Source organism: Thermogutta sp. (genome assembly GCF_039793925.1).
Classification (GTDB): Bacteria; Planctomycetota; Planctomycetia; order Pirellulales; family Thermoguttaceae; genus Thermogutta.
The window spans coordinates 20424-34946 of record NZ_JBAMME010000269.1; the positions used below are offsets into that span (position 1 = coordinate 20424).

Genomic DNA, 14523 nt, shown 5'->3' on the forward strand with positions numbered 1-14523 from the left:
GATAGAATTAGTCAAAAAGACCCATAGACACGCGGTGATGCAGAAACATTCGTATCGGGAAAACTGTGACCACTACGCAACAGGGTGGAGGACGAGATGCAGGACGAAAGGATTCCTGTTACCCGAGAGGGCTACGAAAAATTGCAGCGGGAGCTTGCGGAACTTGAGGACCAGTTGGTGGAAGTGACCAAACGGGTGGCTGCCGCCCGGGAAGAAGGCGATTTGCGCGAAAATGCAGAATATCACGGCGCCCGCGAAACCCAGGGTCTCATTATGGCCAAGATCAATTATCTGCGAGATAAGATTGCGCGCTGCGAAATTGTGGACCTGAGCCGCATGCCGCGCGATCGGGTGGCCATGGGTTGTACCGCTACGGTTCGCGATTTGGCCACAGGCGAGGTTATCAAGTACACCCTCGTGGGGGTAGGCGAGGAGGACTTTGAACAAGGGCGCATCCCGGCCAACAGTCCTCTGGGACGCGGCCTGATCGGTAAAAAACCCGGAGAAATGGCCGAAATCCGCGTTCCCGCCGGCATCCGCCGCCTGGAAATCCTCAAAATCAGTCACGAACAATGACGAATCTCTCCAGCCACACGCTCCGTCCAGCGACAATTCTCTCTAGCCGCCGTGGCCTGGTAGCCACCAACAAGTTCGCATGTCCGCCACCCGTAAGAATCAGTGTTCCCTGGTCGGCCGAGGCATGAAATCCTTTTGCCCCCACCGCGTCCAGGAAACGACTTTGAACCGACAATCGTGCCCCTGTATTTGTTGTCAGGCTCTTGAGCGTGTGGCTGACCCATGTTATGGTAGTGCCCGGACAGGCCCTGCTCTTGAGTGTCTGGTGGAGCCACCAAGAGACTGACAAGCGACCCGGTTCGTGCTTTCTTACAGGAGAACGATTATGACCAGGCTACACCGTCGCCAGTTTCTTAAGCGAACTGCTGCACTCGCCTCCCTAGCGTCTTGTACACAACTGGTTTCTTCTCGAGGTGAGACCGCTCAATCAAAGCTTAACATCGCGGCCATCGGCGTCGGAGGCAGAGGTCAAGCCAATCTTGATGGCGTCAAAGATGAGAATATCGTCGCCCTTTGCGACGTGGACGCCAATAACCTGGCAGAAGCCGCGAAACTGTTTCCTCGGGCAAAGCTGTACCGAGACTTCCGTCGTATGTTCGACGAAATGGCGAATTCGATTGATGCGGTAGTCGTGAGCACCCCCGACCACACACACGCCCCGGCAGCGGCTGCGGCGATGAAGCTCGGTAAGCACTGTTACTGCGAAAAACCTCTCACCCATTGTGTGTATGAAGCCCGCTATCTAACAGAACTTGCGGCAGAGAAAAAAGTCGTCACGCAAATTGGGACTCAGATTCATGCGGGGGACAATTATCGTCGCGTTGTGGAATGGGTGCAGGCGGGGGTCATTGGTCCCATTCAGGAAGTTCACGTGTGGTGTGCCGCGAGTTACAGCGGAGGAGATACGCCGAAGGACACGCCACCGGTCCCGCCCTACCTGGATTGGGATCTGTGGCTCGGCCCCGCGCCTTACCGGCCGTACCACCCGGCGTACGTACCTTTCCGATGGAGAGGCTGGAAAGATTTTGGCAGCGGAGCGCTGGGAGATTTCTTCTGCCACTACTCAGACCTCGCTTTCTGGGCATTGGGCCTGAAGTACCCAATTTCCGTCGAGGCAGAAGGCCCACCCCCTCATCCCGATAGCACCCCACCCTGGCTCATCGTCCGGTATGAATTTCCAGCTCGGGGTGAGCTTCCCCCAGTGCGCCTGACCTGGTACGACGGTGGGAAGCGGCCGCCGCTGCAGGCCGAAGCCAAGCTTCCCGATTGGGCCTCCGGCGTACTTTTTGTAGGAGAAAAAGGGATGATCCTCGCCGACTACGGACGGCGCTTGCTTTGGCCCGAAGAAAAATTCGCCGGTTTTCAGCCACCTCCGCAAACCATTCCCCCGTCCATCGGTCACCATCGTGAATGGACTGAGGCGTGCAAAACAGGCGGAGCGACAACCTGCCACTTCGGATATTCCGGCCCGTTGACCGAAGCAGCCCTCTTGGGAATGGTGGCTTTCCGCGTGGGCCAAAAGATCAACTGGGATCCTGTTAACCTCAAGGCTGTCAACTGTCCGGAAGCCGATATTTGGATTCGAAAGCCCTATCGCGAAGGTTGGAGTCTATGAGAAAACATTCCCTGTGGCAACAACTGTGCACCCCGTTGGTACTAGGAACTTTCCTCCTCCTATCCCCGGCAAGCATTGTTGGGTACGAAGCAGCCTCCAAAACCAACCGACCGGAGGAGGCGGCTCAGGAATCTGCACGTTCCCTAAAGTACCGTCCCACCTGCGAATATAAGGTCGAGCATCTTCTGGGGTGGAAACTGTACGTGGCTCCGGATCTGCTGGAAGATCAAGAGCTGAACCAGCGGGTATTCGCAGAGCTGGAGAGACAGCTCAAACAGATCAGCGAAGCTGTCCCACCGGAGGCCCTCAAAAAGATCATGCAAGTTCCCATCTGGGTTGAGAAGTACGAGGGCCATCACCCGTGTATGGCCTATCATCCAGATCCAGAATGGCTCCGCAGCCACGATATGAATCCGGACAAAGCCAAGTGCGTGGAAATTGCCAACGGCCGTAACTTCGTGAAGTGGTCCAAGACGCAACCATGGATGGTCCTCCACGAACTGGCCCACGCGTACCACGACCAGTTTTTGCCTGCGGGCTTCGGCAACCGACAGCTCCGTAATCGATTTGATGAGGTAAGGCGGGAAGCCTTGTACGAAAAAGTCAAGCACGTCAATGGACACGAGCAAGAAGCTTATGCCCTGAAAAACGTCATGGAATTCTTTGCCGAAAATTCTGAAGCGTTCTTCGGCAAGAACGATTTTTACCCTTTCACGCGGGACGACCTCGAAAAGTATGATCCCAAAACGTGCGCGTTGATCGCGGCAATGTGGGGAGTTTCGGTGAGCAATACTGGAGAAAGGCCGGAGGAAAAAACGGTGCAATCCGAAGCCCGCAAAGAAACTCAGTCTCAGGGCAATCAATAAATGAAGTAATTTGCGTACCGTGGCGGTCGGTTGACGAACACGGCCGTCGCCTGCTCGGGACTGCGCTTCAGATAGCAGGTTCGCTGTTATTTGCCGTCGTTGAGCCTTCAGTTTAAAAAGTGGTCGAAGGAAGTTGCTTGAATATCACGGAAGTGGCTTTCCGACCGTTTTTTTACCGATATGAGAAAAAAGGATCACAGACGGGGAGCCGTTTAGTGAAGATGCGCAAACTTAATACTAAATCGGCGAGCACGGGAGATATAGCGGATCTACGGTAATTTGAATAGCCAGGCATACTTTGTGGAAAACCCGGATGAAAGCAATGCACGCAAACTCATCGTCACGGATGGTCGGGTTGGCAGCGCTGATTGTCCTGGCACTGCCTACGGCTGGTTGGGCGAGCAGCCCGTTGGATTCTCTATTCCCCCCAACAACGCGGGGATTTTTGGCAGTGCGAAACGTTCAGGAGCTCCGTGAACACTTCGAAAAGACGCAAATTGGACAGTTACTCAAAGACCCCGCTCTTCAGCCGTTTGTGGAGGATCTGCGACATCAAATTCAGGAACGCCTTTCTGGAACCCGCGAACAACTGGGGATCACCGCGGAAGACGTTGCTGAGGTCGCGACGGGAGAAGTAGCCGTGGGCGTCATCCATCGAGAGGGGGAAGAGAAAGCCAATTTGGCTGCGATTGTCACCATCACAGGAGAACGCCAAAAAGCCCAGGATCTTCTGAACAGAGTCGCGGAAGATATCCGAAAACGCGGTGGAAGTGCGGAAAAAACAACCATTCACGGCAACGAAGTTCAGGCCATCACGTTGCCTAAACGTGCCGACGGAACGACTGGCGGAACGGTCTTTTATTGTCTTCAGGAAGATCTTTTGATCGCCGCAAACGATCAGGCGGCTATCGAGTCCATCCTGACCCTGCAAAAAGAGAGAGGCAGCTCGCTGTCAGAAGTGAAGTCGTTCCATGCCATCATGGCCCGGTGTCGCAAAGACCTCCCCGATGGGGAGGAACCCCAGGTCCGGTGGTTTATCGACCCATTTGGCTATGCAGAAGCCATCCGCGCGACCATCCCACCCGAGCGACGCAAGCAGCGGCGACTGCAACTGGAACGTCTCAAGGCGGCCGGATTTTCGGTCTTTCAGGGAATCGGTGGCTTTGTGAGCTTTTCCACGGAAGACTTCGAACTCGTTCATCGCACATTTGTGTACGCGCCCCCTCCGCGTGAGAAGTCAGCCAAAATGTTCGATTTTCCCAACGGTGAAATCTTTGAAGTTCCCAAATTTATTCCCCGCGATCTGGCCACGATAGGGATGGGCTACTGCAACCTGTTGACCGGTTTCGACAATATCGGGCCGGTATTCGATCAAGTTATTGGCGAGGGAGAAGAAGGCGTTTGGGATGAAGTTCTTGCCGGTCTGAAAGATGATCCGCAGGGGCCGCAGATCGACCTGCGCAACGAACTCTTCGCCCACTTCGGCGAAAAGGTGGCCATGTTTACGGCGTACCGATTGCCAATCACCACCACGAGCGAGCGAATCCTGATTGCCATCGAAGTGAAAGATGAGCAAGCCGCTGCAAAAGGAATCGCCAAGGTCTTTGCCAATGACAAGCATTTCCGTAAACGCGAGCACAACGGAAAGGTCATATGGGAGCGCAAACCGCCCGAAGCACGCACGGTGCCCCGTATCGAACTTGGTGGTGTCCCAGGACTGGCACAACCCGAACCAAGTGACAGTGAGGAGACAGAACCGCTATTCCCCAACACATCAATCACAGTTTACGAAGGATATCTTCTCATTGCGTCGCACTTCGATTATCTCACCGAGATTCTCGATTTGCAGAGTGAACGCGAGACCATCGCTCGGAACCCAGATTTCGTGGAGGTGATGGAAACCATCGAGAAACTGGGCGGGAAAGAGGCCTGTTGGCGGGGATTCTCGCTCACTGATGAGGAATACCGTCCCACGTACGAACTCATTCGGCAGGGAAAAATGCCTGAAAGCGAGACGATGCTGGGACGTATCCTGAACACGATCTTCGCGCCCCCAGAGAAGGGCGCCCTCCGCAAGCAACGGATCGATGGAAGTAAACTTCCAGACTACGAGGTCGTACGACGTCACCTGGGACCGGCGGGTGTCTTTGCAGTGACGGAAAATGACGGTTGGTTTATCAAGGGGTTTACTCTCCCCAAGAAATAATTGGCCCTCCGTGACTCCAGCGGACGGAACCGCGAACCCGGCGAGCAATGGGGGTGCTGCTTCCAGCATCGCTGAACATTTCCAAGATTCGCACTCACAGGTTTCAGCAAACGATGGTTAGCCCGGTTCTGGTTCTGCTTTTTGGGATTGGCCTTGTCATCCTCCTCATTGTGGTTGTGCGACTCAATGCTTTTCTGTCTTTGATGTTGGCCGCTTTTGCGGTTAGTTTGCTCGCGCCGGGTGATTGGGGAGAAAAGATTTCCCGCGTAACGGCGGCTTTTGGCACCACGGCCGGCAATATCGGAGTGATGATTGCTCTGGCCGCCGTCATTGGCAAGTGCCTGATGGAAAGCGGCTCGGCCGACCGGATCGTCCGCACCTGTCTTCGAGTTTTGGGAGAACGCCGCGCCCCAATCGCTCTGATGGCAAGCGGCTTTGTGCTGTCTATTCCCGTTTTTTTTGATACCGTCTTTTACCTTCTCGTCCCTTTGGCGCGATCCTTTTCTCGCATGATGCGATCGGGATACGTGTTGTCAATCCTGGCCATTGGAGCTGGCGCAGCTCTCACCCACACCCTCGTACCGCCCACCCCTGGTCCACTCGCTGTGGCAGGCCTGTTGGGAGTGGACGTGGGACATATGATCCTCATGGGGATCCTGGTGGGAGTCCCTGCCGCGGTACTCGTATTTCCATTCCTCAATGTTTTCGAAAAACTTTGCCCTTTGCCAGTCCGACCCTATCCAGGTGAGCAGGAAACCCCGCCTCGTCCCGACCAGGAGTTGCCCCCTTTCTGGCTGGCCAGTGCCCCGGTTATCCTGCCGGTTATCCTTATCTCAGCCAATACAATTCTGAAGGTCCTCGCGAAACAAAACCCTCAGCTCGGCCCAGCGACCCTTGTGGCTTCAATCATGGGAGATCCCAGTCTGGCTCTTTTTCTCGCCGCCATTGTGGCGATGGGCACAACCGTGTGGAGCCGCCGCCTCTCATTAACAGAATTGGGCCGAATGACCGAAGAAGCCCTGATGAGCGCCGGAATGATCATTCTGATCACCTCTGCAGGCGGCGCCTTCGGTGCCATGCTACGGCAGACAGGTATCAGCGAGAACGTGGGGCACTTCGTCGAATCGCAGTCACAGGCCGGTGGACTTCTCCTGTTGGTAATCGGATTTCTGGTGGCGGCCGTCATGAAAACGGCTCAGGGATCGAGCACGGTGGCTATGCTGACCACAGCCGGAATTATGGGTTCGCTGTTCAAGACCCCTGAGGCCCTGGTCCAGTACCTTCACTGCCATCCCGTCTATTTGGCCCTTTCGATAGGTGCCGGTTCGTTGGTGTTCTGCTGGATGAATGACAGCGGATTCTGGGTTGTTGCGAGAATGAGTGTCTGGAACGAAACCGAAGCCCTCAAACTCTGGACAGTGACGGCCGCTCTGGCGGGAGTGGCTGGTTTTCTCGTCACTTTTCTCTTCGCGTGGCTGCTCCCGGGAGCCTTCTTTACTGGTTAACAAAAGCCCGCACTTTACCCGATAGCAAAGTTATCCCTGGTTAACGGCGTGGTCGAACAACACGGCCCGTGCTCGTTTCGACCGTGACCCAGAAAGGATGCTGTCTGTCCCAGCGACGAGCCACGTCGTTGAGGAGGGTTTCCACATCCGGTGATAACTCCCGCGTATCGAGACGCCGGGAGTTCACAAGAATCGTCGAACGCTTATCGAAATCGATGATCTCGGGATTTAGACCGATCGTTGCCTTCGCTGCTCCCACTTGGAGCATCACCGTATTTTCCCCAGGGATCCGCCCCCGCACGATGAGCGGCGTTGGATTGGGGGGAGGCCAGGAAAGTGGCGGCTGAACAACAGCCGGGGGCATTTCGTCAAGTTCCACATACCAGAAAAAGTTGTCGAAAAGCCGCATGGTGCGCGCTGTAAAATCCCGGGGAGCGGCATCTCTCTGCTGATACGACATCCATTCGAAAATCCGCAGAATCTCATCAGAAAAGGAATCTCTCCCACGGCCCTGGTACTCTACAACGGTCGTGTTGAATGCTCGATTAAGACAGCGGTCCAGGTCTCGGGCATTATCCGTCATCAGAGTGCCGTCAAGCTCTCCAAGTACCACATAAAGCGGCAACTGGGCCGCATTCTCCCAGTAAAACGTGCAGTATTTATCCGATCTTCCTGCCACGATAATGACACCCGCCCAGAGACTGGGATGGGCGAGACCAATGTCCCAGGCCGCGTCTCCTCCAGAAAAATGACCACTGAGAAAAACACGGTCCGTATCAATGGAAAACCGTGAAAGGGCATCTCGAAGTACCGCAAGAATCAGCCCATGCTCGCGCGCCGAGTACTGGTAGGCCACCTGTCGTTCCTGTGTCCATTGAGGAGCAATGACAATGTAACCATGACGTCCGGCCTGTCCGCGTCGATAGCCGTTTTCGTCGAACGGTCCAGCCCACCAGTCAATTTGCTGTTCAGGCGTCGTTTGAAGCCCGTGCAAAGTCACGATCGCTGGATAGCGACGCAGCGGGTGATATTCAGGGGGGAGCTGCACCAAATACCGGGCGGGAGGCTCCTTCACATCCCAGGTGAGCTCAATCTCAAAGAAACCGGGCTTGCCGGCAACCTCTGGCGGCAGCGGACGCGGTGGTGCCATGTAGGCGAGAATGCCGGCTGAATATGCCGGCAAACTCCCTTCCTCTTTTCGCAACCTCTCAAGGATTTCACCCTTCTTCATGGTGTCATTTTCATTAAGATACTCGACAATTAACGCCCGCGTTCGATACATCGAGAGGGCGACGGATAAATTGCGCGTCGCTCGATCGGCGCCCACCAACCAACCGCTAATGGCCAGCGCCACCCGGTCTTCACCTGGCACCGAATTATCATCCACCAATTGCGAGAAAGCTGCCAGCCGGGGCAAGGTGTCGGGACTGAGCTGGGCAGCGATTTCCTGAAAAACCTCTAAACACAATTGTCGAAGAGCTGTTTGGTCAATCCCCTGAATCAGAACTTCAAGCTTGGAAAGAAGCTCTTTTGCTTGTTGCGCCCGTTTGTCGTAATCTTCACGGAATTCACGAACCTCCTGAAGGATTTCCCCAGCCACACCCTCCGTCGGGAATTTTTCCAGCAACGTATAGACCGTGCGGTGTTGGCCGGCTTTCGATCGCAGCCTAAGCTCTTCGAGAATCCTTCTCGCCGATAATTGTTTGAGCGACCGAAGCGATTGCTCGATATCTGCTTTTTCGTTCGCAGGAAGCCCCTGATCGTTCAGCACGTTCTCAAGCTCCTGCACCGCATCCTCGTAGCGACACATCTGTATGAGAAATCGCGCGATCCTTTTCCGCGTATCGACACTCGTGTTGTCTCCCGAGGCTTTGAGCAAGATTCGGTAGAGCACATCTTTCGGAAGACTTGTTGTGGCCAGCCGCATGTCCCAGACGTGCGTAATTCCCTGGATCCGCACCCATTGGGGCGTGATTTCGGTTATCCCCTGGATAACATCCACCTTCCCCCGCGTCGTGAGCATCGTGTAGATTCTCCGTCCAAACTCGTCAAAGGGAGTCACCCGCACCGGGAATCCCACACTGCTGATGGTGGCCCCCTGCTCGGCCACCGGCTGACGAAGGCGGAACCGTTCCTGAATCTCCGCGGCAACTCCCGGCCGGATTTCCCGGATCTGCCTTTTGGAAACGAACGTTCGGCGAAGTTCATCGTCAACGAAGACGATCAGAGGAATTGGTCCACCGCCCTCTGGATCAACGAGCTTGGGAACATCTACAAGTCCTGTGACAAGCCCCAATTTCCCGGTCAGAATTCGCCCATCTTTCAGGATCACCTCCTCCGCCAAGGCGTTGGACAGAGTAGGGATTGCCAGAGCTACCACGCCACTGACAATAATGATGGTGCCCTGCACAAAAAGCGAAGCGAGGTGATCGACTTTGATTATCCGAATCATCTTTCGACCCCTCGTTATCTGAGACCGAGCCCCAGCCTACTTTTTTCATTATCCGGTTCGCGGACGCATTCGTACACTCGCTTACCGGGATCGGCAAAAAAACAGGGGGACAGCTCCATAGCCGGATGCGGAAATTATCACATCTTCTCCTATTTTCTTATGAAAGCCCCAGACAAAGTTTACTTCCCAACCGCTCCGGAGGGGGCACGCTTTTGTGCCTGGCGAAGGTGGAAGGATCCTCCAGGTTTTAAGAGCGGACCTGACAACCTGCTGTTTCCAGCCGAATCTGGCTCCTCCGCAGGCCCGTGTCGCAAATGCCCTCTGTTTCCAAGTGGCAGAGAAAAAACGCGGATGCCCCCAACCTTATCCAGCTTGACGGAAATTCACGAAGTGCCGAAGATGAAACTTCGGAACGTTGTTACGGATTTAAGTGGCCTGCAAGGAAAGTGTCCCATGATACGACTGCGAGTTTTGCTGGCATTGCTCACAGTTCTGTTTCTCGCAATTGTCTCGCTTGCGGCGGTGCTTTCGGTGGCCGAAGTGATGGCCGCGTTGGGAAATTCGGCGGCCGCTGCTACCTTTCGTTACATTGGGCTTGGTACAGGATGTGTCGCGGTAATTACGCTGTTGGTTCTGGTCGTCTGGATTTCCCTAGTCTTGGTGGGCGAACTAATCCGGCAGGAAGCCGTTGCCGAGCCCCCGTCGGCTGAGCAACAGGCTGCCGCGGCATTTTCCGATCAGGAACAAGGGGATGAACACGTGGAATCACAGGACGCCATGTCCTGAGGCTTGAAACGCTCCTATTTCAGCACTTTCCAATTATTTTTTTTGTTAAGTCGCGCTGCTTTAATCGACCATCGTTTGTTTGCCTGCAATTTCGAAGTGTTCTTCTGTTTAGTTGACTAGACATCCGACTCCCGCAATCGCCCGCGGACTTCAAGGTGTCTGTGCACCCAGGCTGAGGTCATCACCCCGTTTGCGCATCCCAACCACCAGCGAATCAACGAAAACTCACGCGGCGCGCCGGGGTCGGACAAATTGCACCGGCGCCTCTGTTGGAGGCTGCGATTCTCCGACCGTGGTCGCGATATTCGGCGCCTTCTCTGCATCTTTGGGTTGGGCATTGTCAGAGAGCAGCCTTTTCGTACGGGGCGGTACGCCGATTGGGGTATCTGGCCCACCTGCCATAGCTTCCGTGGCCTCCTCAGCGAGAACGTCCGTGAGAAATTTCGCCCATTCATTCTCGAACGCAGAGTCTCCCCTCAGTAGGCCATGAATCCATCGAAGTAAACCAGGCATGAGAAGGGCCGTGACGAGCGTGAAGCCCACACCAAAAGCCAGGACGCGGCCAAGGCTTTCTAGTCCTCGATGCGGAGAGAGCATCAGTGCCCCAAACCCGATCATAGTCGTGAGACTGTTGACGACAACGGCAACCAGCGTCGCATTGCTGGGCATTTTGTAAAGGGTTCCCTGCTTCCGGAAGTCATGAACGATGTGCACCCCATTGTCGATTCCAATCCCCAAAATAAGAGGCAGTGTGATCATATTGGCTGGGTTCAGCGGCAGATTCAACCAGCCCATCAAGCCGAATAGACAGACCATCCCCAGAAACAGCGGGATAAGAGCCAGCAGAACATCCTTTAGATTCTGGAAATCAAGATAGAGCGCGATCAGAATCGCAAAAAACGCGTAGAATGCTGCCTCGACATAGGCGCGATTCATTTGATGGCAGGCCTCATAGATCTGGATGGGGTTGCCCGTAGCCGCGGGATCCACCCGCCGGACCTGCGTCACAAACTCCCGCATCGTTGCGGGATCCCAAAAATCACCTTTACAGTAAATCTGAAGCAGGTGCTTGCCTGATCGACCAACAAACCGATCAACCAGGGCGGGCGGTAGGTCAGCCAACTCTGGCGGTTCCGTCGTCAAATTCCTGAGCAGTTCTAATTTCAGTGGAAATTCCTGGCCCACGCTTTGATGATGAGTTTCCAGACGCCTTGTCAACTCTTCAGGAGTCAATTGGCGCACCTGATTCCGCACCTGGCCTATCCACTGGGCCAATTGCGAGCCACCTGGCAGCGTGCTGGCGGCGTTTGCCAGAACGGCCAGCGCGTGATCGAGTTGCTCCGGAGAAATCGTCGCTGAATTGGCGAGTGGCTGCATGGCAGCCACGATGGATTCGACGAAAGGCTTTTTGGCGGCAATATCCTCCGGGATGACGGAAGCCAGGTCTTCTACCCGATCGACGGTGGGTAGGGCCAGAAATTCCGCTTTGCGGCGGCGGGCCTCCTCAAGAGACGAAGCCACGGAAAGGGCGAAGTAGCTGCTTCGGCTCATGTGGGTCACAAGTTTTTCCTGGGTTTGCACACTATCCAGACCCACGGGCTGGAGGTTAAGCAAGTTGTAATCGTACCGTAAGCCGGCCAGTCCCAGTGCGAGAAAGCCTGTTGCAGCCACCATGCCCACGGTGATGCCGCGCGGAGCCCGCGCTATAAAACGGAACCAGGGTGCAAGTTCAAGCTCGCATGGTATAGAAGTGACATCAGTCTCGCGATCCATAAGGCAGATGATGGCCGGAAGGATCGTCATATCGGAAAGCCAGCAAAGCAACACACCCCCACCGGCGATAATGCCCAATTCTGCCACGCCAAGAAAATCGGTGAATGCGCCTGCGAAAAAGGCCGCCGCTGTGGTGATAGCGCCCGTAGCAATTCCTGGTCCAACCAGTGTTGCCGTTTCAATGAGGGCTTCCCGCGTTTGATGGGTCCTCCGCTTTATCTCCAAGTAGTGCGAGACGAAGTGGACACCATAGTCTCCCAGGCCAATGAGCATCGCTCCAAAGGCGCTCGTCAAAATATTGAGATGCCCCACCGCGAGAGCCACGTACCCTACTGACCAAATAACCCCCATCAAAAGCGACAAACTGACGGCCACAGGGTATCTGACTCCACCAAATCCGGCAAAGAATACGAAGACGACACCTGCGAGCGAGAGGACGGCCATTGTTGCCGACGAGGTGCTGGCCTTCATCTCGTCGTATTCCAGAAGAGGAAGGCCGGTTGCTCCAATGGACACACCTGGGTGACTAGCTTCCACCTCGTGAAGAATTGCCCGAAGGGTAGAAATGTGCTCACTGAACCGCGTGAATTGCTTACTGCTGTCCGGAGTAAATCGAAGAAGGAGGAGTCCCAATCGGCCATCCGGGGACACAAACGTCTCGTTGCCTCCTACTTTCTTAGAGAGAACATCGGCGGGGGCAGCTTCTGCCGTTCCCTGAGAGTTGGCGGAGTCGAAGGCGCTGTCCGCATTCAAGTGTGTTGAACCGTCACCCGATAGACTGTTACTTTCTAATGCCTGCTCAAGGAGAGATAAACTTTCTGCAAGCTGAGAACGATATCGTAAGAGCGCTTGCGGCGAACCGCTTTGCGCAACAAAGTGAGCCAGTCCTACAACAAACGCTGCTGGGTCAAAAAGCTGCAATTGGGAGCTGACGGTAGCCTGAAGGCCCACAATTTTCCGGGCAATTTGGGCAAGCTCGTCCTTCGGCAGATAATAAAGCCCTTTTCTTTTAAGACTGTCTTTGTCCACTCGCCAAAGGACGGAATGAAAGTATTCCGGGTACTCTTCCAGTTGGCCCGCAATCTCAGCGAGAATCGGCTTAATTTGGTCCGGAGAATCCCCCTGGACAACTACGTAAACGTCTTCCTGATCGGAAAACTCCTGCACGTACGCGAGCCAACGACGATGGTATTCGTTCCGCGGATTGAGTAGATCAGCCCGACTTGTGTGAATTTCGATGAATCGAGCGCCCGCAAATAAACTGACGGCCGCAATGACACCGCCGAGCGCTACTGTAAGCGCAGGCCGATAAGTGGCCAGCGTAACGAGTCGCCGAGAAAGAGAAGCGAGAAAGTGAGTATTCTGAACCTGGGGCATCCGTTCCCCTCATATCATTCAATCGATTGTTGCTTTCGTTACGAAGCGTCACGAAACGCAGCCAATCTGCTCAGCCCTTTCGAAGATCCATTGCGTGGTAGTGAGCTGATCGGCCAATGCGATCAGCTATCCAAGTTGCCCATGTTACCAAAAACACTCGCGGGGCGGCAAGACGAAATCGGAAGGGCTGTTCCCCCCTGTGGCGATCAATCGCAGTCAAGGGAGTCGCAAAAGAGTGGGCCCTTTCGGGACGACACCGGCCCGCGGCAATTGATGACCAATAGCCGGTAGGGCTACCGTGGATGTGATATACAGGTGAATTGTGAATGTCTCGACCGTCGGTAACGCAAGGTCCGCCGTGATTTTCACCACATATCCAAATTGTGCATTCGATAGCGACTTTCAACCTCACTGAAACCCAGCGCTTCTTTCAAGTTGAAAGTTCAAAACCTCCAATTACAAAGCCGTGCGAATGCATAGTGGGCAAGTGGGCATTTCGACCTGCGTAGTAAACCTGTGTTGATGGGTGTTGATGATCTTGTCGTAGTCCTTCTGATGCGAAAGGAGCAGCTATGGTTCGATCAGCCCTCTTAAGTCTACTGGTGTTGGGATGCTTGTGACTAGCGCTTCCGCGGAAGAGCGGAAATCCCCATCGCCTTTCGATGAAGCCATCGACTTTGTCCAAAAGCACCTCAACGGAAAAACCTTGTATCAGCACACAACAATCAGATTTGACCAAGGCGGGGTGGAATCGCAGATTGAAACGAGGACCATGTACATGGACTTGGTCCGTACTTCCGACATGGCGATGTTCCATGATGTTGTAATTGTCCACCAGAAGTTGTGGGACCTCGACGAGAGCGGCAAAAGGATCAGCGAAACGCCGAGAATCTTCGATCGAGTGCTTGTATCCCGGTATTGCTTCCGCAAATCCAAGGCGACCAGCGAGGCACTGGGCACGGTGGTGCCTATCGTTAACTCTGCGGCCGGGACGTGGGGGGTCACAACGGAGGCACGCCTGCGGGTGGTGGAAGGCAAATTGCGTCTGGAACTCGGCGAACACGATTTTTATGGAGATGGTTTTGCCAAGGGCGGAGGCTACAGACCAATTCGAATACAAGTGGTGAAGATTTTCAATGTCCTAGACGGGAAGCTGATGGAGGAATCGGTCATAAAAGCTTACGAAGTGGATCCGGAAACGCTGAAACCCACCTCTGAGCCTGAGTAATTCATTCAGAAAATCGAAGAAATACCCGGTCTTTTGAGTGTCCCGTGAGGATACGGGCAAAGAGCAGGTGTGCGAGCGGGGATTCCTTTTTCTCCGGGAAGTTAGAAAGCCGCGTGTGTCGCGTGTCCCATCAAGAGAT

Annotated in this window: 9 protein-coding genes; 7 read left to right on the forward strand and 2 right to left on the reverse strand. The window is 54.7% G+C overall.

Features of this window, described 5'->3' with window-relative positions:
• Nucleotides 1-96: 96 nt before the first annotated feature.
• The 5 genes from greA (at nt 97) to ABJK56_RS13505 (ending at nt 6768) form a co-directional block, all read left to right on the forward strand.
• Nucleotides 97-576 (forward strand): transcription elongation factor GreA, encoded by a 480-nt coding sequence (gene greA / locus ABJK56_RS13485; RefSeq protein WP_347245190.1) that lies wholly within the window; start codon nt 97-99, stop codon nt 574-576.
• Nucleotides 577-901: 325 nt separating this feature from the next.
• Nucleotides 902-2191 carry a Gfo/Idh/MocA family oxidoreductase gene (locus ABJK56_RS13490; RefSeq protein ID WP_347245191.1) on the forward strand — a complete coding sequence of 430 codons (1290 nt, stop codon included), beginning with the start codon at nt 902-904 and terminating at the stop codon, nt 2189-2191.
• The gene (locus ABJK56_RS13495) at nt 2188-3057 is read left to right on the forward strand and encodes a hypothetical protein (RefSeq protein ID WP_347245192.1); all 870 of its coding nucleotides are present in this window, start codon (nt 2188-2190) and stop codon (nt 3055-3057) included. The genes ABJK56_RS13490 and ABJK56_RS13495 overlap by 4 nt, the downstream gene beginning before the upstream one ends.
• Before the next feature lie 322 nt (nt 3058-3379).
• The gene (locus ABJK56_RS13500) at nt 3380-5263 is read left to right on the forward strand and encodes a hypothetical protein (RefSeq protein ID WP_347245193.1); all 1884 of its coding nucleotides are present in this window, start codon (nt 3380-3382) and stop codon (nt 5261-5263) included.
• A gap of 113 nt (nt 5264-5376) precedes the next feature.
• Nucleotides 5377-6768, forward strand: a complete 1392-nt coding sequence (locus tag ABJK56_RS13505; RefSeq protein WP_347245194.1) for an SLC13 family permease — start codon at nt 5377-5379, stop codon at nt 6766-6768.
• Between the two features lie 40 nt (nt 6769-6808).
• Here ABJK56_RS13505 and ABJK56_RS13510 read toward each other — a convergent pair whose 3' ends face one another.
• Nucleotides 6809-9220 (reverse strand): peptidase, encoded by a 2412-nt coding sequence (locus tag ABJK56_RS13510; protein WP_347245195.1) that lies wholly within the window; start codon nt 9218-9220, stop codon nt 6809-6811.
• Between the two features lie 453 nt (nt 9221-9673).
• On the opposite strand from ABJK56_RS13510, the gene ABJK56_RS13515 reads away from it, so the two are divergent.
• Nucleotides 9674-10006: a hypothetical protein gene (locus tag ABJK56_RS13515; protein ID WP_347245196.1), complete on the forward strand. Its 333-nt coding sequence runs from the start codon at nt 9674-9676 to the stop codon at nt 10004-10006.
• Between the two features lie 225 nt (nt 10007-10231).
• Here ABJK56_RS13515 and ABJK56_RS13520 read toward each other — a convergent pair whose 3' ends face one another.
• On the reverse strand, nt 10232-13156 hold the full coding sequence (locus ABJK56_RS13520; protein WP_347245197.1) for an MMPL family transporter: 2925 nt from the start codon (nt 13154-13156) through the stop codon (nt 10232-10234).
• Between the two features lie 610 nt (nt 13157-13766).
• On the opposite strand from ABJK56_RS13520, the gene ABJK56_RS13525 reads away from it, so the two are divergent.
• Nucleotides 13767-14384: a hypothetical protein gene (locus ABJK56_RS13525; protein ID WP_347245198.1), complete on the forward strand. Its 618-nt coding sequence runs from the start codon at nt 13767-13769 to the stop codon at nt 14382-14384.
• Nucleotides 14385-14523: the final 139 nt, after the last annotated feature.